The organism is Thiohalophilus thiocyanatoxydans, from assembly GCF_004366735.1.
Taxonomy (GTDB): Bacteria; Pseudomonadota; Gammaproteobacteria; order UBA6429; family Thiohalophilaceae; genus Thiohalophilus; species Thiohalophilus thiocyanatoxydans.
On the sequence record NZ_SOQX01000002.1, the window covers coordinates 294,136 to 313,532 of the forward strand.

The window sequence follows — 19,397 nt, forward strand, 5'->3', positions numbered from 1 at the left end:
TTTCGTCTGTGTGTTTAATCAACCCCGCAGTCTCGACTGCACGATACAAGGTCACGCGGTGACCTGAGGTTTAATCCAACATGAGCGAAAGCTTTGCAGAGTTATTTGAAGAAAGTTTAAACAAGACCCAGATGCGCCCCGGCGCAATCATTACCGGCACCGTCGTCGATATCAGCGACGACTTTGTGGTGGTCAATGCCGGACTCAAATCCGAAGGTGTCATTCCCCTTTCCCAGTTTGCCGGTGAAGACGGCGAACTCGAGGTCAACATCGGCGACAACGTCGAAGTGGCCCTGGACAGCGTGGAGGACGGTTTTGGTGAAACCCGTCTGTCGCGCGAGAAAGCCAAACGCGCCGAAACCTGGAAGAAACTCGAAGCCGCTCATGAAGCCGGCGAGACCGTGACCGGTGTCATTACCGACAAGGTCAAAGGCGGGTTTACCGTCGAGCTGGATCACATCCGCGCTTTCCTGCCCGGTTCACTGGTCGATGTCCGCCCGGTTCGGGACACCAGTTATCTCGAAGGCAAGGATCTCGAATTCAAGGTTATCAAGCTGGATCAGCGCCGTAATAACGTTGTGGTCTCCCGCCGTGCCGTGGTCGAGGAAGAAGGCGGCGCCGAACGCGACGCCATCCTGGAAAACATGCAGGAAGGTGCCGTGGTCAAGGGCGTGGTCAAGAACCTGACCGATTACGGCGCGTTTGTCGATCTGGGCGGTGTTGACGGCCTGTTGCACATCACCGACATGGCCTGGAAGCGGGTCAAGCATCCGAGCGAAATCGTCCAGGTCGGCGACGAGATCGAAGTCAAGGTGCTCAAGTTCGATCGCGAGCGCATGCGCGTCTCCCTCGGTCTGAAACAGATGGGCGACGACCCGTGGGTCGATATCTCGCGCCGTTATCCCGAAGGGACCCGCCTGTTCGGCAAGATCACCAACATCGCCGACTACGGCTGCTTCGTCGAACTCGAAGAGGGCGTCGAAGGCCTGGTGCATGTCTCCGAAATGGACTGGACCAACAAGAACATCCACCCGAGCAAGGTCGTGCAGCTGGGTGACGAAGTCGAAGTCATGGTGCTGGATATCGACGAAGAGCGCCGGCGTATTTCCCTGGGCATGAAACAGTGCCAGGAAAATCCCTGGGAAGCCTTCGCCGCCGAGCACAACAAGAACGACAAGGTCAGCGGAACCATCAAGTCCATCACCGATTTCGGTATCTTTATCGGGCTGGACGGCGGTATCGACGGCCTGGTCCATCTCTCCGACATCTCCTGGAACGTGCCGGGCGAGGATGCCGTGCGCAACTACAAGAAGGGCGACGAGATCGAAGCCGTGGTTCTCTCCGTGGATCCGGAACGTGAACGCATCTCCCTGGGCGTCAAACAGCTCGACAAGGATCCCTTCTCCAACTTCCTGGCCGAGAATGCCAAGGGCAGTATCGTCAAGGGCACCATCGGCGAAGTGGATCCCAAGGGTGCGGTGATCGACCTGGGTGACGGCATCGAAGGTTACCTGCGCGCCTCGGAAATCTCCCAGGACCGCGTTGAAGACGCCCGCAGCGTCCTCAAGGAAGGCGAAACCGTGGAAGCCAAGTTCACCGGCGTGGATCGCAAGAACCGTCAAATCTCGCTGTCGATTAAAGCTATCGACTCCGATGCCGAAAAAGAAGCTGTGAAAGATTACAGCGGCAGCGGCAGCGGCGCTACGACGACCCTGGGTGATCTGCTCAAGGAACAGATGGACAATAACGAATAACGCGACAACCGGGATGGCTGGTAGCCTGGCCTGAAGGACGGATTATGACAAAATCAGAATTGATTGAGATTCTCTCGCAGAAACAAAGTCAATTAGCCTACAAGGATGTTGAACTGGCCGTGAAAACCATGCTGGATCATATGGGTACTACACTGGCGAATGGTGAAAGGATCGAAATCCGTGGCTTTGGCAGCTTCTCATTGCACTACCGGCCGCCACGTATCGGCCGTAACCCCAAAACCGGGGATTCGGTCGAACTGGCAGCCAAATATGTCCCGCACTTCAAGCCCGGCAAGGAGCTGCGCGAGCGGGTCAACGAGAGCATGGAACGGGTTGAAATCCAGCCAGGTTGAACTGTTATTCCGTTTTGGCTATAACACCAAAGGCGGCATGAGCTTGGCTCCTGCCGCCTTTTTAGTTTCAAGGGCCTTCGGCCCGGGACGAGGGACTGGGTAAGAGTGACGAGGAGATTTTGCCGGGGCTGATTCTATATCACCCCTCCCTAACCCTCCCCTTGCAGGGGAGGGGATGATCTTGCTAATAACGAAGATCGGTTCCCCCTCCCAACAGGGAGGGGGTTAGGGGGAGGGGATATAAAAAACTGGCTCCTCGTCCCTGGTATCTGCCCGAAGGGCCAGAAGGTAGGCCTGACATAGCAACCTTCGGGCATAAACTCCGCGGTGTCCGGCAGATTTTGCCCGATACCGCTCCGCTTTATCGGGCCTACATGCATAGAACTCAGAACTCAGAACTCAGAACTCAGAACTCAGAACTCAGAACCGGGATGAATGAGGATAAGCGATGCTCAAGATCATTTATATTGCCATCATTGTGCTTCTGGTGATCACCGGACTGGTGTTTGCCGTGCTCAATGCCGAACCGGTCGCGTTCAATTACTATTTTGACACGCTCTCCATTCCCCTCTCGTTGTCCATGCTGGTGGCGATGATTATCGGTGCAATTCTGGGCGTACTGGCCAGTACCGGTGTGATTCTGCGCCACAAACGGGAGATCGCCCGCCTGCGCAAGGCGGTGGACATGTCTGAAAAAGAAATCAACAATCTGCGTTCGATTCCGCTGCGCGACGATCATTGATGGGTATTGAGATCCTCTTTTTATTGCTGCCGGTGGCAGCGCTGTCCGGCTGGTGGCTGGGACGGCGTGGCCGGATCCAGCGCGAGAATGATAGTGGCCTGGAGCTGCCAAGCGACTATATCAAGGGACTGAACTACATCCTCAATGAGCAGCAGGACAAGGCCATTGACCTCTTTATCCAGATGCTGGATGTCAACAGTGAAACCGTGGAAACCCATCTTGCCCTGGGCAGTCTGTTTCGCCGTCGCGGGGAAGTCGATCGCGCCATCCGCATTCATCAGAACCTGATCGCCCGACCGACCCTGAACAAGTCCCAGCGTGCTCTGGCACTGTTTGAACTGGGTCAGGATTACATGCGTGCCGGCTTGCTGGACCGCGCCGAATCCCTGTTCGGCGAACTGGTCGACAGCGCCCCCCATTCCGAGGCGGCCCTGCATCATCTGGTGGAAATCTATCAGCAGGAGAAAGACTGGGGCGATGCGATCAAGGCCGCGCAACGACTGGAACAGAGCGCCGGGCTTAATCTCGCGTACATGGTGGCCCAGTTTTACTGCGAGCAGGCTGACCAGGCACTGCGCCAGGGCGAACCGTCACGCGCGCTGAAACTGTTGCGCCGGGCCATGAACGAGGATCGCCAGTGCGTCCGCGCCAGCATCATGGAAGGCGATATCGAGCGCAGCGCCGGCAACTACAAAGCCGCGCTCAAGGCCTATCAGCGGATCGAACAGCAGGACCCCGAATATCTTTCCGAAGTCATCCAGCCGATGCTCGAATGTTACAGGGCGCTGCAACGTACCGATGACGCGATCAATTATTTCAACACCCTGCTGGAGAAGTATGCCGGGATTTCCTGCATGCTGGTGCTGGCGGATTTGATCGAAATGCGTGACGGTGAGCAGGCGGCTACCGAGTTCATTACCCGTTTTCTCAAGCAGCGCCCGTCGGTGCGCGGTATGGATCGCCTGATTGAACTTAATATGGGCCAGGCCAGTGAATCCGTGCGGGACAAATTGCATGTGCTCAAGGAAGTGACCGATCAGATCCTCGCCAATAAATCGGTGTACACCTGTCAGCACTGCGGCTTCAGCGGCAAATCCCTGCACTGGCAATGTCCCAGTTGCAAACACTGGAACACCATCAGACCGATTCACGGAGTAGAAGGAGAATAAGGTGGCCTGTACATCACCGGTGATTGTGGCGCTCGATTACGCCAATGCCCGCGACGCGCTGGCGTTCGTCGACAAGGTCTCGCCCGAACGCTGCCGTCTGAAAGTCGGCAAGGAACTGTTCACCGCCGAAGGACCTGAACTGGTCCGCGAACTGGTCCGGCGCGACTTCGACGTCTTTCTGGATCTCAAGTTTCACGACATCCCCAATACCGTTGCAAAAGCCTGTGCCGCCGCCGCTGATCTGGGTGTGTGGATGATCAACGTACACACCCTGGGCGGTTCGAAAATGCTGCAGGCCGCCCGCGAGGCGGTTGCCGGATCCGCCAGCCAGCCCTTGTTAATCGGTGTGACCATCCTGACCAGCATGGGATCGGCCGATCTGCATGAAGTCGGGCTGCCCGGCGAGCCCATGGAGAATGTCGAAAGACTGGCCGCGCTGGCGGCGCAGAGCGGACTCGACGGCGTGGTCTGCTCCCCGCAGGAAGTCAGCAGGTTACGCCAGCAATTGCCCGAAAACTTCCAGCTTGTCACCCCCGGCATCCGGCCCGCCGGCAGCGCCGGCGGCGATCAGACCCGGATCATGACCCCGGTCGACGCCATGACCGCCGGCAGCAGCTACCTCGTCATCGGCCGCCCCATCACCCAGGCTGACGATCCGATGCAGGCGTTGGACGAGATAGAACAAAGTCTTCAGTTGGCAGTTAGCAGTTGATAGAAAAATTATGAATGTTGAATTTTAAATGTTTAATTTTGGTGTGGCACAGCCACGCCAACTAATTAAAAATTCAACATTAAACATTCAAAATTGCCGTGTAGGACTTGTCCTACAAACCTTTCCGAAAATTCTGACACCCCGCGGCTTGATTCCACGGGTCGGGCCGACAATACTGATCATCGTCAGGACAGACAAACCATCCGAGAAAGGAGTCTCAACATGAAAAAACTGATCCAAACCCTGGTCCTTACCCTGAGCATGCTGTCCGCCGGTTTCGCCTTTGCTGAGCCGGTGAATATCAACAGCGCCACTGCCGCGGAGTTGTCCGCCAACATCAACGGTGTCGGTCAAAAGAAAGCGGAGGCGATTATCAAGTACCGCGAGGAACATGGTCCCTTCAAACAGATCGAGGATCTGATGAAGGTCCAGGGCGTCGGTCCCGGCATCTTCGCCAAAAACCGGGAGAACCTCAAACTGGCTTCCAAACAGGCCGCCCTCGGTCACGAGGAATAACAGTCCACGATAAACCAATGAGTCCTGACACCAGGGCGCACATCTGTGCGCCTTTTTTATGGGAAAGAAAGTTGGCAGACGGCAGTCGGAAGTCCTAAGTCCCAAATCCTAAGTCCCAAGTCCTAAGTCCTAAGTCCTAAGTCCTAAGTCCTAAGTCCTAAGTCCCAAGTCCCAAGTCCCAAGTCCCAAGTCCCAAGTCCTAAGAACTCCGAACTCAGCACTCAAAATCCGTAGGTCACACTGGCGAAGCCTGTGTGACGATTCCCGCGACCGATTGTCAGATAGCGCTATATGCAGCTTGACCTATACTGTTGCTCAGCACTCAGCACTCAGCACTCAGCACTCAGCACTCAGCACTCAGCACTCAGCACTCAGCACTCAGGAGTGCCGGACACCGCTCGCGCTATGTCCGGCCTACGACTGTGGCGTTGCCTTCAGCATGTCGAGGAAAATGATCGGAAATAATAGAAATAAGGCGCGTTCCACGCACCATAAGCTGCAAACCGCCATCTGCGACTGCTAACTTTACTTTCAACTCAGAACTCAGCACTGAATGAGTTGCCCGAACGATGGCGTCTTTGCTATCGTATGCACCGGATAACTCAAGGTGTCATGCGCTAATGAAGTCAATCAAAAAGGCGGTTTTTCCCGTTGCCGGTCTCGGCACCCGTTTTCTGCCGGCGACCAAAGCCAGTCCCAAAGAGATGCTGCCGGTGGTTGACAAGCCGCTGGTCCAGTACGCGGTGGAGGAGGCGATCTCCGCCGGTTGTGAACAGATGATCTTTATCAACGGCCGCAGCAAACAGGCGATCCCCGACCATTTTGATAAAGCTTACGAGCTGGAAAACGAACTGGAAGAAAAGGGCAAGACCAAGCTGCTCGAAATCGTTCGCAACATCGTCCCGGATCATGTCAGCTGCATTTACCTGCGCCAGGCCGAAGCACTCGGCCTGGGCCACGCCGTATTGTGTGCCCGACCGGTAGTAGGGGACGATCCCTTTGCCGTGATTCTGGCCGACGATCTCATCGACGGCGGCGACAAAACCTGTATGCAACAGATGGTGGAACAATACACCCGTTACGGCAGCAGCATCCTGGGTGTGGAAGAAGTACCGATCGAAGAGACTTTCAAATACGGCGTGATCAAATCCACCGCGCTGGAAGATCGTCTCTCCCGCGTCGAAGAGATCGTCGAAAAACCCGCGCCGGACAAAGCTCCCTCCAACCTCGCCGTGGTCGGCCGTTATATCCTCACCCCGCACATTTTTGAATTGCTGGAGAACACACAAAAAGGCGCCGGCGGTGAAATCCAGCTGACCGACGCCATCGCCGACCTGCTCAAGGACGAACAGGTCCTCGCCTATGCCTTTAAAGGCAAGCGTTACGATTGCGGCAGCAAACTCGGCTACCTGCAAGCCACCGTCGAATACGCCCTCAAACATCCCGAACTCAAAGACGACTTCCGCGCCTATCTGCTCGACTACGTCAAGCACATCAGCTCTTGAGCTGATGTGCAGGGCCGAGGTACGAGGTACGAGGAAGTCATCCGCCAGATCGTAGCCGTAGGTCACATTGGCGAAGCCTATGTGACGATTCCGGGTCCAGGGGATTTGCCAGGCTGATTTTATATCACCCCGCCCTGGCCCTTCGGGCAGTGACGAGGGACGAGTAACGAGGTACGAGGAGGGTTTGCAAGGGCTGATTTTATAACACCCCACCCTGGCCCTTCGGGCAGTGACGAGGGACGAGTAACGAGGTACGAGGAGGGTTTGCCAGGGCTGATTTTATAACACCCCACCCTGGCCCTTCGGGCAGTGACGAGGGACGAGTAACGAGGTACGAGGAGGGTTTGCCAGGACTGATTTTATATCACCCCTCCCTAACCTTTATGCCCTCGGATGCTCCCCTGGAAGGGGAGGGGATGTCTTGCTAATAGCGAAGAATCAGTCCCCCCTCCCACAGGGAGGGGGTTAGGGGGAGGGGATACAAAAACTAGCTCCTCGTCCCTCGTACCTAGTACCTGCCCGAAGGGCATGGGAGGGGATAAAAATCAGTTTCCCCTCTCTGGAGCAGTGCCGCTGAATGAGCAGTTGATCGGTGCGTAGAACGCACTCTACCTAACCGTCATCTGGGAACTATCAACTTTCTTTGGGCGACAGGCCGGACAAAGCACCCTGCGGGCATAAACTCCGCGGGATCCGGCGAATTTTGCCCGATACCGCTATCGCTATATCGGGCCTACTCGTTTTCCGGCGAAGGAGTCTTTCTGCGCACGGATCACAGGTTGCTCACTGGATCAGAGGAGAAAATCCTCGTCCCTCGTCCCTGCCTTTCGGGCATCGCCCGAAAGGCCTGAAATTGCTGGAAATTTAGACAGTTAGCCAACTGATCCCGGACTTGACCCGCCGGGGTCGGGCCAGTAAGATACGCGGCCTGTTCCCCGGTAGCTCAGTTGGTAGAGCAAGTGACTGTTAATCACTGGGTCGGCGGTTCGAGCCCGTCCCGGGGAGCCATTTCCTAACCTGCTCGACCCTTCCTTATATTAATATTCCGGTTGCCCTCACGTTATGGTGGCTTCGTTGGTCGATTCCAGGTGCTAGCTGCTAGGTCCTAGAAACTAGCCCCTGAGAGCCGGGGAGCCATTTCCTAACCTGCTCGATCCTTCCTCATATTAATATTCCGGTTGCCCTCACGTTATGGCGGCTTCGTTGGCTGGTTCCAGATCCCAGGTGCTAGTGACTAAATAAGCGTTCCGAATACCAGGTCACGTGCTTCAAAAGATTGCTTCGCTTCGCTCGCAATGACCGAAAATATTGGGGTCATTGCGAGGAACAACGTGACGAAGCAATCTCTCTGGACTGGTATTCGGAACGCTTATTTAGATTCTAGCCCCTTATTTTGGCTGCCTGCCAACTGCAAACTGCGACTGCCAACTTCTCTCGGGTCGATTGTCAGGTAGACCTATGAGTAATCCGGCCTACGCTACTGCAGAACTCAGAACTCAGAACTCAGAACTCAGAACTCAGAACTCAGAACTCAGCACTCAGCACTCAGCACTCAGCACTCAGCACTCTAACGGTTCCCCATTGGCCTTGACCCGGCTGCTGCGTACCCGGCCGGTTTTCATCAGAATGAGCGCCCGGGCGTTGTCGGGATAGCGTTCGTCGCACAGGGTGAAAGTGCCGTTGGTGCGGGTCATGCCGCTGGGGCGGTAGGTGACATAGTGGCTGGAGCCGAAGGCGGCGTAGGTCAGTGTCTGACCAGCGCTGCCAGGACCCTGGGTGTGAAGAATCGGCTCGTCGTCGTCCCGCCGGCGGTCGTGATCCCGGTCGATGAAGATGATCCAGCCGTCGTGCCAGCCGGCGTCCTTGCGCCGGCAATATTCCCCGTCCGGGCTTTTGCAGAGGACGACCTGCCGGTTGCGCTTGATCGCCTCCGAGCGGGTGAGCGCCAGGCTGATGGCCAGATCGTTCATCCGGGCGAGACCGCGTTCCGAGGCCTGGAACTGGCCCAGTGCCGGCACCCCGAGTCCGAACAGAATCGACATCACGGCGATAACGGCGATCAGCTCCAGCAGCGTGAAGCCCCGGGCCGGGATAGTGAAATTTGAATGCCCGCCACCGCGATCCATGCGGCAACAGGACTTGGCGTGTATGACATCCATGTCAGCCCCCACATCCTTGTTGAAAATTAACTTACGCCATACTCCCGCCGGGCGGAAGGCCGGGCCTGTAGGATAACGCAGCCAGTTCGTGTAGGGATCGGCTGAAATTTATGTAGGAAAAATCTTACAAAAGAGAAGTTGGCAGTTTGCAGTCGCAGTTAGCAGTATAAAGTGCGGCGAAGCCGCTCCTGCAGGTCCTTCAGGCGCTGGCGCTTGAAGGACAGGGCCGAGGTACGAGGGACGAGGAAAGACCAAGAACTAAGAACTAAGAACTCAGAACTATTTAACTAACGCTTTTGATCCTCTTCACCGCCTCCTGCAGGTTATCCAGGCTGGTGGCAAAGGAGAGGCGCATGTTGCCGGGGCTGCCGAAGGCGGAGCCGGGGACCATGGCGACGCCGGCTTTGTCGAGCAGGAACTCGGCCAGGCCGATGTCGTCGTTGACGCCCTCGATCCGCTCGATCAGGCCGGTCATGTCGGGGAAGGCGTAGAAGGTGCCCTGGCCGGGCAGGCAGCTGATGCCGTCGATCCGGTTAAGCTCGTCGACCAGGTAATCGTGGCGGGTCTTGAAGGCCTGCAGCATCTCCCCAATACAGCTCTGGTCCCCGTCCAGCGCGGCCTGGGCCGCCACCTGGGCGATGGAGGTGGGGTTGGAGGTGCTCTGGGACTGGATTTTCTTCATCGCCTTGATGATCGGCTCGGGGCCGGCGGCGTAGCCGATACGCCAGCCGGTCATCGAATAGGCCTTGGAGACGCCGTTCAGGACAATAGTCCGCTCGTAGAGGTCCGGGCAGGCGTTGACGAGGTTGCTGAACGGCTCGTCGCGCCACAGGATGTGCTCGTACATGTCGTCGGTGGCGATCAGCACCTGCGGATGGGCGCGCAGCACCGCGCCCAGCGCCTCCAGCTCGGCCTTTGTGTAGGCCATGCCGGTGGGGTTGGAGGGGCTGTTGAGCACCAGCAGGCGGGTGTTGTGGTTGAGGCTCGCTTCCAGCTGCTCGGGGGTGATCTTGAACTGCTGGTCGATGGTGGTGTCCATAATGACCGGCTTGCCGTCGGCCAGCAGCACCATGTCCGGGTAGGAGACCCAGTAGGGGGCCGGGATCAGCACCTCGTCGCCGCTATCGAGCAGCGCCTGGGCCAGGTTGTAGAAGCTCTGCTTGCCGCCGCAGGAGACCAGCACCTGGTCCGGCCCATAATCGAGCCGGTTGTCGCGGATAAATTTGGTGATGATCGCCTGCTTGAGGCCGGGCGTGCCGTCCACGGCGGTGTACTTGGTAAAGCCGTCCTGGATCGCCTTGATGGCCGCAGCCTTGATATGGTCGGGGGTGTCAAAATCCGGCTCGCCGGCACCCAGCCCGATAATGTCCTTGCCCTGGGCCTTCAGTTCGTTGGCCAGCGCGGTGACCGCGAGGGTGGGGGAGGGTTTGATGCGTTGAACCCGGGCGGAGAGCTTGATATCCAATGGTACGGCCTCATCGACAGCGTTGCTTGACAAAGGCGTGTAATATACTGGAAACCTTCTCCTGACTGAATCGCATGAGCAAAAAATTTCAACTCAAATCCCAATTCGAGCCCGCCGGCGACCAGCCCGCGGCCATCGACGGCCTGATCAAGGGCATTCGCGCCGGCGAGGCGGGCATGACCCTGCTCGGGGTCACCGGCTCGGGCAAGACCTTCACCATCGCCAATGTCATTCAGGACATCCAGCGCCCGACCCTGATCCTGGCCCATAACAAGACCCTGGCGGCCCAGCTCTACGGCGAGATGAAGGACTTTTTCCCGGAGAACGCGGTGGAGTATTTCGTCTCCTATTACGATTACTACCAGCCCGAGGCCTATGTGCCGTCCTCGGACACCTTCATCGAGAAGGACGCCTCGATCAACGAGCACATCGAGCAGATGCGCCTCTCCGCCACCAAGGCGCTGCTGGAGCGCAAGGACGTGGTGATCGTCGCCACCGTCTCGGCCATCTACGGCCTGGGCGATCCCGATGCCTACCTGAAGATGCTGCTGCACCTGGTGCGCGGCGATCGCATCGATCAGCGCGATCTGCTCAAGCGTCTGACCGAGCTGCAGTACAGCCGCAATGACGTGGAGCTGCAGCGCGGCACCTACCGGGTGCGCGGCGAGGTGATCGACATCTTCCCGGCCGACTCGGATCGCGACGCGGTGCGGGTGGAGCTGTTCGACGACGAGATCGAAAACCTCAGCTATTTCGATCCGCTCACTGGTGAGGTGCTGCAAAAGGTGCCGCGCACCACCATCTATCCCAAGACCCACTACGTCACCCCGCGCGAGACCATCGTCAAGGCCATCGAGCAGATCCGCGAGGAGCTCAAGGAGCGCCTGACGCAGCTGCGCAACAACGACAAGCTGGTCGAGGCCCAGCGCCTGGAAGAGCGTACCCGCTTCGACATCGAGATGATGCAGGAGCTGGGCTACTGCTCCGGCATCGAGAACTACTCCCGCTATCTGTCGGGCCGCAACCCCGGCGAGCCGCCGCCGACCTTCATCGACTACCTGCCCGAGGAAGCGCTGCTGGTGGTGGACGAGTCGCACGTGACCATTCCCCAGATCGGCGCCATGTACAAGGGCGATCGCTCGCGCAAGGAGAACCTGGTCGAATACGGCTTTCGTCTGCCCTCGGCGATGGACAACCGGCCGCTCAAGTTCGAGGAGTTCGAGCGCCTGCAGCCGCAGACCATTTACGTCTCCGCCACCCCGGCCGACTACGAACTGAATCACTCCGGCGCGGTGCTGGAGCAGGTGGTGCGGCCCACCGGCCTGGTCGATCCCGAGATCGAGATCCGCCCGGCCACCACCCAGGTCGACGATCTGCTCTCCGAGGTCAAGCTGCGCGCCGACGTGGGCGAGCGGGTGCTGGTCACCACGTTGACCAAGCGCATGGCCGAGGACCTGACCGACTACCTGCAGGAACACGGCACGCGGGTGCGCTACATGCACTCGGATATCGACACCGTCGAGCGCATCGAGATCATCCGCGATCTGCGCCTGGGCAATTTCGACGTGCTGGTCGGCATCAACCTGCTGCGGGAGGGGCTGGATATCCCCGAGGTCTCGCTGGTGGCCATCCTGGATTCCGACAAGGAGGGCTTTTTGCGCTCCGAGCGCTCCCTGATCCAGACCATCGGCCGCGCCGCGCGCAACAGCCACGGCAAGGCGATCCTCTACGCCGATAACGTCACCGGCTCCATGCAGCGCGCCATGGACGAGACCGAGCGCCGCCGGGCCAAACAGATCGCCTTCAACGAAGAACACGGCATCACCCCGACCACCATTCAAAAAGCGGTGGCCGACATCATGGAAGGCGCCTACGGTCCGGCCGCCGCCTCCGCGCGCAAATACGCCCAGGTGGCCGAGGAGGAGATCCAGTACGCCAGCATGTCCCCCAAGGAACTGGCCAAAGAGCTCCAGCGCCTCGAACAGCAGATGTTCCAGCACGCCCAGAACCTCGAATTCGAAGACGCCGCCCGCCTGCGCGATCAAATCCACCACATCCAGAACGCCCAGATGGGCCTGCCCGACGACTCCGGCCAGCGCAAAGAACGCCGCCAGGGCGGGAAGGGCAAAGGCAAGGGGCGTAAGGCCAGGGCGGCGGGGTAAAGAAAGTTGGCAGATGGCAGTTTGCGGTTGGCAGTCGTAAATCTTAAGTCGTAAGTCGTTGACTGGATAGTTGTTAGGGCGTGATCCCGATTAGAATTTCTGCCATCTGCCATCTGCCATCTGCCAACTTCGATTTTGTCCTACACCATTTTCAGCCGATTCCTACAACACGATCGGTCCCGTCCTACAGCTTTTTCGGGAAGGGGGCACTATGTTGTTTCTCAACAAGGACGTTGTACGTGATAGGGATATCACACCCAAAGTCCCGCCCGGCAAGGATGCCCGGCGGGCATTTTTTTGCACAAAAAAAGCTGGCAGTTATCATAAGGACTTAGGACTTAGGACTTAGGACTTAGGACTTAGGACTTAGGACTTAGGACTGTTCTTTGTAGGAGGGGCTTACAGCCGCGACTCGGGAGAAGGGGCACAACCGGTCGCCGATGGAAATCGTCTCCCACAACAAACAGCACTCAGCACTCAGAACTCAGAACTCAGAACTCAGCAGGTAGGGAAAACCCTGATACCCGTTCTGTAAATGATTCTTTACACTCACCGGCGACTCATCTACTATCACGTTCAACGGGTGAACAAAGCGATTTTTATAAGCTGGCCCGTAAGTTAAGCTAGAAACCTTTATTATGTTGTGGGAATAACCTGTACGACAGGGCGGTAGCGTGCCCAAATGCCCCGCTCCCAGCTCGTGGGTCCGATATAACACGCGGTATCGGGCAAATCCGCGCCGGACACCGCTAGCGCTATGTCCGGCCTACGACTCTAAATTCAGCTTGTAGGCCCGATAAAGCAACGCGGTATCGGGCAAACCCGCTCAGCACTCAGAACTCTTTTTAATGCTAACCGACGAAACCCGCTACAAGCTGTTAAAACGGCTGGAAGAGAACCCGCACATTAACCAGCGCGAGCTGGCCAATGAGCTGGGCATCAGCCTGGGCAAGACCAATTACTGCCTCAAGGCGCTGATCGATAAAGGCTGGGTCAAGGTCGGCAATTTCCGCCAAAACCCGCACAAATTGCAGTATGCTTATCTTCTGACCCCAAAGGGGCTGGAAGAGAAAGCGCGGGTGACCCTGCGCTTTTTAAAACGCAAACAGCAGGAACACGAACAACTGCTGGAAGAACTCAAGGAGCTGCGCGAAGAGGTCGCCGCTCTCAAGCCGCTCGAAGAAGGGGAAGTGTAAGGATGCATCACTGGTACGTGGTCCAGACCAAGCCGCAAAAAGAATCGCTGGCCGTGGCGAATCTCGAGCGCCAGGGCTATACCACTTATTTCCCTAAAATGGCCGAGGCCAAACGTCGACGCCAGCGCTGGCAAAAAATTATCGAGCCGCTGTTTCCCCGCTACCTGTTCGTCCAGCTGGCCCGGGGGATCGACGACTTCGCCCCCATTCGCTCGACCCTGGGCGTGCTGAACATGGTCCGCTTCGGCAACGAACCGGCGACCATCTCGCAACAGGCGATCGACACCATCCACCGGCAGGAACAGATTCTGCTCGGTGAACCGGGCGACCAACCCGCCTGGCGGCCGGGCGACAAGGTTCAGGTCGTGGAAGGCGCCTTTACCGGCCTCAACGGCGTTTTTGAAAAAGCCAGCGGCACCGAACGGGTCATCATCCTGCTGGACATGCTGGGCCGCCAGAACCGCGTCACCGTCGAAACCCACGACATCGTCCCGGCGAGATAGCACCTGTAGGAGGGGCTTGACGTACATGGATGTACTAACACCCAAAACACTCGCCTTGCTCGCGGGGTGGGCTCTGTCGCGGAAGGCATGGTGCCCTGACCTATCGAAGATAGGTAGGGTACTCATAATAAAACCCGCAGGGGTTCTATGAGACAAGACCTGAGCAACGCGAAGTAATGCTGAATGAAACCCGAAGGGGTTCTACAGTGAGCCGTGAGAGACTCAGCCGCGACTCGGGAGAAAGGGCACAACCGTCGCCGATAGCCCGTAGGCCCGATAAAGCAACGCGGTATCGGGCAGCTCGTGCCGGACACCGCGGAGTTTATGCCCGAAGGGTGCTATGTCCGGCCTACGACTAAGAACTAAGAACTATTTCTTGACTCAGAACTGGATTTATAATGAACAACAATAACCAAATACCACCCCAGAATCAGCCCCCGTCTCCACAACAATACTACTACCCTGACGACGAAATCAGCCTCATCGATCTCTGGAACACCCTGATGCGGCGCAAAAAAATCGTGATCGCTGTATTCGCACTGGTTATTGTCGTAGCCGTCATCTATCTGCTACTGACAAAACCGGTCTATGAAAGTAGGGCAATGATTCAGGTTGGACAAGTCGGAAGTGTTGGCGATGTTGAGGAATTTTCGGAAATGAAACAACGCCTGTTAGCGGAATCTCCAGTACTGGATTCTGTTGAGAAAAAATCTAATAACACGGCAACCCTGGTTGTTACGAATACTGACAGAGAAACCAGCCAGGAACAGCTCGACAAGATAGTGAATAACCTGCTGGACAAGCATCGCAACCGTTTCCATGATCTTAGCTCTCCCGTGAAGGAACGCCGCGATACACTCCAGCGCCGCCTGAGCGGTTTTGAGCATCAACTCGATGAACTGGACCTGCAGATCAATCGGTTACGCGCCGATCAACCGGTACAGGCCGCCGTGCTGATGATTGAAAAAGGCAACATCATCCGTGCCACCCCGGAACTGGAAGAGAGACTGGCCGAACTGGAACAGGCACTCAGCGAACCCAGGACCCAACAGACGGAAATGGTGGGCGAAATAGTATCGCCGGAAAATCCCATCAAACCCAAACCCGGCCTGGTCATGGCCCTGTCCATCATCCTGGGCCTCATGCTCGGCATCTTCGCCGCCTTCTTCGCCGAATTCATCGCAAAGGCAAGAACCTCGACCACGGGAACGGTAATGTAGATTTTAGTTCTTAGCTCTTAGTACTAAGAACACAGCACTCAGCACTCAGCACTATCTTTTATTCAGGGAGGAGTAAAAATGAGCGGAATAAAACGGTTCGAAGACCTGGTAGCCTGGCAAAAATCCAGGGACATGGCTGCCACAATTTATAAAACCACCGGCGAAGGCAGTTTTTCCAAAGACTTTGCCCTTCGCGACCAGATTCGACGAGCAGCTGTATCGGTTATGTCGAATATCGCGGAAGGTTTCGAGCGTAAAGGGTCAAAAGAATTTCACCAATTCCTGGTTGTCGCCAAAGCCTCCTGTGCCGAAGTCCGCTCCCAGTTATACGTTGCTCTCGACGTAGGATATATAAACAAGAATATATTTGAACACTTGTACGAGAGCTCGGTTGAAGTATCAAAAATAATCTCTGGCCTGAGAGCCTCAGTCGCCAAACAATGTGAATAATCAAGTACTAAGTACAAAGAACTCTTTTATGACTAAGTACTAAGAACTCGGAACTTAGAACTCTTTTATGACTCAGAACTCAGAACTCAGAACTAAGAACTATAAAGTGGCCATCGCCGGCACCGGCTACGTCGGTCTCTCCAACGCCATCCTGCTGGCCCAGCACAACGAGGTTGTCGCCCTGGACATCGATCCGGAAAAAGTCGAACTCATCAATGCGCGCAAATCCCCGATCATCGACACCGAGATCGAGGACTACCTGGCGAACAACAACCTCAACCTGCGCGCCACGCTGGACAAAAACGAGGCCTATCAGGACGCCGACTTCGTCATCATCGCCACCCCGACCGACTACGACCCGGTAACCAACTACTTCAACACCAGCACCGTCGAGTCCGTCATCGCAGACGTCCTGGCCATCAACCCCGACACCACGATGGTCATAAAATCAACAGTACCCGTAGGGTACACAGCCGGGTTAAAGTCTGAAGATTTCCGACTTCCGACTTCCGATTGCGACCTGAAAAATGTGAGTCTGTTTTTTTCACCAGAATTCTTGAGAGAAGGTAAAGCACTACACGATAACCTCTACCCCTCGCGCATCATCGTTGGCGAACAATCCGAGCGGGCCGAAACGTTTGCCAACCTGCTCAGGCAGGGCGCGGTAAAAGAAGACATCCCGGTGCTGTTCATGAACAGCACCGAAGCCGAAGCGGTCAAACTGTTTGCCAACACTTATCTGGCCATGCGGGTCGCCTACTTCAACGAACTGGACACCTACGCCGAGACCCATAACCTCGACACCCGGCACATCATCGACGGCGTCTGCCTGGATCCGCGCATCGGCAGCCACTACAACAATCCCTCGTTTGGCTACGGCGGCTATTGCCTGCCCAAGGACACCAAGCAGCTGCTGGCCAATTACCAGGATATTCCCGGTAACATCATCCAGGCCATTGTCGATGCGAATACCACCCGCAAGGATTTTGTCGCCGACAGCATCCTCAGGCGACTCAACAACACATCCCCTCTCCCTCAGGGAGAGGGCAAGGGAGAGGGGATATCAAAGCAGAAAACCGTCGGTGTCTACCGCCTGGTCATGAAAAGCGGCTCCGACAACTTCCGCACCTCCGCCATCCAGGGCGTGATGAAGCGAATCAAGGCCAAGGGCATCGAAGTCGTCGTCTACGAACCGGCGCTGGAAGATGACAACTTTTACAACTCCCGCGTCATCAAGGATTTGAACGAATTCAAACAAACCTGCGACATCATCATCGCCAACCGCCGGTCAGAAAACCTGACCGATGTCGCAGACAAGGTATACACGCGGGATCTGTTTAACAGCGACTAGAGGAAGGCAATGCTGAATGATGAATTTTGAATGTTGAATTTATAAATAACAGCCGTGACAACTATTCAACATTAAGCATTTAAAATTCAAAATTAATAGCAACATCGGAGGTTTATCATGGCAAAGGAAAATGCCGTTCTGGAAAAGTCATTCGCGTTTGCGGTTCGGGTGATCAATATACACAAAAAATTGGCGGCTAATCGTGAGTATATTTTGTCCAAACAGTTATTACGCGCCGGGACGTCGATTGGTGCCAATGTGAATGAGGCTCAGGCCGGTCAGAGTCGAAATGACTTTACTGCCAAAATGGCTATAGCGAGCAAAGAAGCCAGAGAAACCAAATACTGGATTGACTTGCTGGTGGAAACAGGCTATTTGGTCAGACAGGATGATGAGACGAAATCTCTCATTGATGAATCCGAGCAACTAGTCAGGTTATTGACAAAGATCGTCAAATCAAGCGCCTGTTATAAAATAGATAGATGAGGCGAATGACAATTCAAAATCAAAAATTCAACATTCACCATTTCTCGAAGCACAGCTCCAGGGTCACCTTTATTTTGCACCGTTCGAAAGCAGCAGGCCGTATCTAATGCCAACCTTGCAGCCTGTTATCCTGTCCGGCGGAACCGGCTCGCGTTTGTGGCCGGTCTCCCGGGAACATTATCCCAAGCAGTTGCTGGCCCTGTTCTCCGAACAGACCCTGATACAGGATACAGTCAGCCGCCTGGAGGGACTGGATCGGGACACCGACGAGTTAACCATGCTGCCGCCGATTGTGGTCTGCAATGAGGAACACCGCTTTTTTATTGCCGAGCAGCTGCGCCAGATCGACTGTCCGCCCGAGGCGATCATTCTCGAGCCCCAGGGCCGCAATACCGCCCCGGCGCTGACCCTGGCCGCACTGGCCATTGCCGAACAGGATCCGGAGACCATTATGCTGGTCATGCCCGCGGACCACGTGATTCTGGACCAGGCCAGCTTCCAGGCGAGTCTGCGTCACGGCATTACCCAGGCGGGGCAGGGTAAGCTGGTGACCTTCGGGATTGAGCCGGTCAGTGCCGAGACTGGCTACGGGTATATTCGCAAAGGCGAGTCGGTTGACGGCAATCCGGTCGCCTGCACGATTGACCGCTTTGTGGAAAAGCCGGATCAGAGCACGGCCGAATCCTACCTGGCCAGCGGCGATTACCTCTGGAACAGCGGCATGTTCATGATGCAGGCAGGCGTCTGGAACCGCACGATCGAAACCTGTGCGCCGGCCATATACAACGCCGTGCAACAGGCATTCGCCGGCCGCGAGGATGATCGGGACTTTGTCCGCGTCGACAAGACGGCCTTTTTGGCGTCCCCCGGCGATTCCATAGACTACGCGGTGATGGAAAAGCTCACCGGGGAGTCGGCCAGCACAACATTGTCTCCCGTGGTGGTGCCCATGTCCGCCGGCTGGTCGGATATCGGTATCTGGTCCACGCTGTGGGAAGTCTCCGACAAGGACCCCGAGGGGAATGTCATCAAAGGCGATGTCTACGCCCTGGATAACGAGGATTGCCTGCTGTTCAGCAATCAGCGGCACATCGCAACGGTCGGCCTGAAAGAAACCATCGTCGTGGAAACCGCCGATGCGATACTGGTCGCGGACAGAAACCGCTCGCAGGATGTCAAACAGATTGTCGACTATCTCAAAGGCGCCAGTCGCGATGAGTACCTCACCCATCGCAAGGTTTACCGGCCCTGGGGCAATTACGAGTCCATTGACGCCGCCACGCGTTATCAGGTCAAACGCATCACTGTTGCACCGGGCTCGGCCCTGTCACTGCAAATGCACCATCACCGGGCGGAACACTGGGTCGTGGTCACCGGCACCGCCCGGGTGACCCGGGGTGAGGAAGAGTTTCTGGTCACCGAGAACGAATCCACCTTCATCCCGCTGGGCGTCAAACACCGCCTGGAAAATTGCGGCAGCATCCCGCTGGAGATCATCGAAGTTCAGTCCGGCAGCTACCTCGGCGAGGATGATATCGTGCGCTTTGAAGACATCTACGGCCGGAAAAAATAAATTAAGAACAATGTTGAATGCTTGATTTTGAATTTTTAATTGATGAGATTGCTGTTTTATATAAATGAACAGCATGCGACG

The 19,397-nt window shown here is 56.4% G+C and carries 17 protein-coding genes and 1 tRNA gene; 16 read left to right on the plus strand and 2 right to left on the minus strand.

Going from position 1 to position 19,397, the window contains the following annotated elements; all coding sequences use genetic code 11:
* Positions 1–80: 80 nt before the first annotated feature.
* From rpsA to EDC23_RS05080, 8 genes are all read left to right on the plus strand, one after another.
* Entirely contained in the window at positions 81–1,754 is a 1,674-nt protein-coding gene (gene rpsA, locus EDC23_RS05045; protein WP_134081807.1) for a 30S ribosomal protein S1, read from the plus strand.
* Positions 1,755–1,798: 44 nt separating this feature from the next.
* Entirely contained in the window at positions 1,799–2,107 is a 309-nt protein-coding gene (locus EDC23_RS05050; RefSeq protein WP_134081809.1) for an integration host factor subunit beta, read from the plus strand.
* Positions 2,108–2,555: 448 nt separating this feature from the next.
* Entirely contained in the window at positions 2,556–2,849 is a 294-nt protein-coding gene (locus tag EDC23_RS05055; protein ID WP_134081811.1) for a LapA family protein, read from the plus strand.
* Positions 2,849–4,018 (plus strand): lipopolysaccharide assembly protein LapB, encoded by a 1,170-nt coding sequence (gene lapB, locus EDC23_RS05060; RefSeq protein WP_134081813.1) that lies wholly within the window; start codon positions 2,849–2,851, stop codon positions 4,016–4,018. The genes EDC23_RS05055 and lapB overlap by 1 nt, the downstream gene beginning before the upstream one ends.
* Position 4,019: 1 nt before the next feature.
* The gene (gene pyrF / locus EDC23_RS05065) at positions 4,020–4,730 is read left to right on the plus strand and encodes an orotidine-5'-phosphate decarboxylase (protein WP_134081815.1); all 711 of its coding nucleotides are present in this window, start codon (positions 4,020–4,022) and stop codon (positions 4,728–4,730) included.
* A gap of 222 nt (positions 4,731–4,952) precedes the next feature.
* On the plus strand, positions 4,953–5,246 hold the full coding sequence (locus EDC23_RS05070) for a ComEA family DNA-binding protein (protein WP_134081817.1): 294 nt from the start codon (positions 4,953–4,955) through the stop codon (positions 5,244–5,246).
* A gap of 620 nt (positions 5,247–5,866) precedes the next feature.
* On the plus strand, positions 5,867–6,751 hold the full coding sequence (gene galU / locus EDC23_RS05075) for a UTP--glucose-1-phosphate uridylyltransferase GalU (RefSeq protein ID WP_134081819.1): 885 nt from the start codon (positions 5,867–5,869) through the stop codon (positions 6,749–6,751).
* A 932-nt stretch (positions 6,752–7,683) separates the two neighbouring features.
* Positions 7,684–7,759, plus strand: a tRNA-Asn gene (locus EDC23_RS05080).
* A gap of 551 nt (positions 7,760–8,310) precedes the next feature.
* Here the strand turns inward: EDC23_RS05080 and EDC23_RS05085 are convergent.
* Together EDC23_RS05085 and EDC23_RS05090 are read right to left on the minus strand one after the other, a co-directional pair.
* Complete coding sequence (locus EDC23_RS05085; RefSeq protein ID WP_134081821.1) at positions 8,311–8,910, minus strand: GspH/FimT family pseudopilin; 600 nt, start codon at positions 8,908–8,910, stop codon at positions 8,311–8,313.
* Positions 8,911–9,193: 283 nt separating this feature from the next.
* The gene (locus EDC23_RS05090) at positions 9,194–10,375 is read right to left on the minus strand and encodes a pyridoxal phosphate-dependent aminotransferase (protein ID WP_134082532.1); all 1,182 of its coding nucleotides are present in this window, start codon (positions 10,373–10,375) and stop codon (positions 9,194–9,196) included.
* 74 nt (positions 10,376–10,449) lie between these two features.
* On the opposite strand from EDC23_RS05090, the gene uvrB reads away from it, so the two are divergent.
* From uvrB to EDC23_RS05130, 8 genes are all read left to right on the plus strand, one after another.
* A complete protein-coding gene (uvrB, locus tag EDC23_RS05095; protein ID WP_134081823.1) occupies positions 10,450–12,537 on the plus strand; it encodes an excinuclease ABC subunit UvrB in 2,088 nt (695 codons plus the stop codon).
* Between the two features lie 848 nt (positions 12,538–13,385).
* The gene (locus tag EDC23_RS05100; protein WP_134081825.1) at positions 13,386–13,733 is read left to right on the plus strand and encodes a MarR family EPS-associated transcriptional regulator; all 348 of its coding nucleotides are present in this window, start codon (positions 13,386–13,388) and stop codon (positions 13,731–13,733) included.
* 2 nt (positions 13,734–13,735) lie between these two features.
* On the plus strand, positions 13,736–14,236 hold the full coding sequence (gene rfaH, locus EDC23_RS05105; RefSeq protein ID WP_134081827.1) for a transcription/translation regulatory transformer protein RfaH: 501 nt from the start codon (positions 13,736–13,738) through the stop codon (positions 14,234–14,236).
* Between the two features lie 398 nt (positions 14,237–14,634).
* Positions 14,635–15,456, plus strand: a complete 822-nt coding sequence (locus EDC23_RS05110; protein WP_134081829.1) for a Wzz/FepE/Etk N-terminal domain-containing protein — start codon at positions 14,635–14,637, stop codon at positions 15,454–15,456.
* A 78-nt stretch (positions 15,457–15,534) separates the two neighbouring features.
* A complete protein-coding gene (locus tag EDC23_RS05115; RefSeq protein WP_134081831.1) occupies positions 15,535–15,906 on the plus strand; it encodes a four helix bundle protein in 372 nt (123 codons plus the stop codon).
* Between the two features lie 67 nt (positions 15,907–15,973).
* A complete protein-coding gene (locus tag EDC23_RS05120) occupies positions 15,974–17,257 on the plus strand; it encodes a nucleotide sugar dehydrogenase (RefSeq protein WP_134081833.1) in 1,284 nt (427 codons plus the stop codon).
* A 117-nt stretch (positions 17,258–17,374) separates the two neighbouring features.
* Positions 17,375–17,743, plus strand: coding sequence for a four helix bundle protein (locus EDC23_RS05125; protein WP_134081835.1), 369 nt, complete (start codon positions 17,375–17,377; stop codon positions 17,741–17,743).
* Positions 17,744–17,849: 106 nt separating this feature from the next.
* On the plus strand, positions 17,850–19,316 hold the full coding sequence (locus EDC23_RS05130; RefSeq protein WP_134081837.1) for a mannose-1-phosphate guanylyltransferase/mannose-6-phosphate isomerase: 1,467 nt from the start codon (positions 17,850–17,852) through the stop codon (positions 19,314–19,316).
* Positions 19,317–19,397 lie beyond the last annotated feature (81 nt).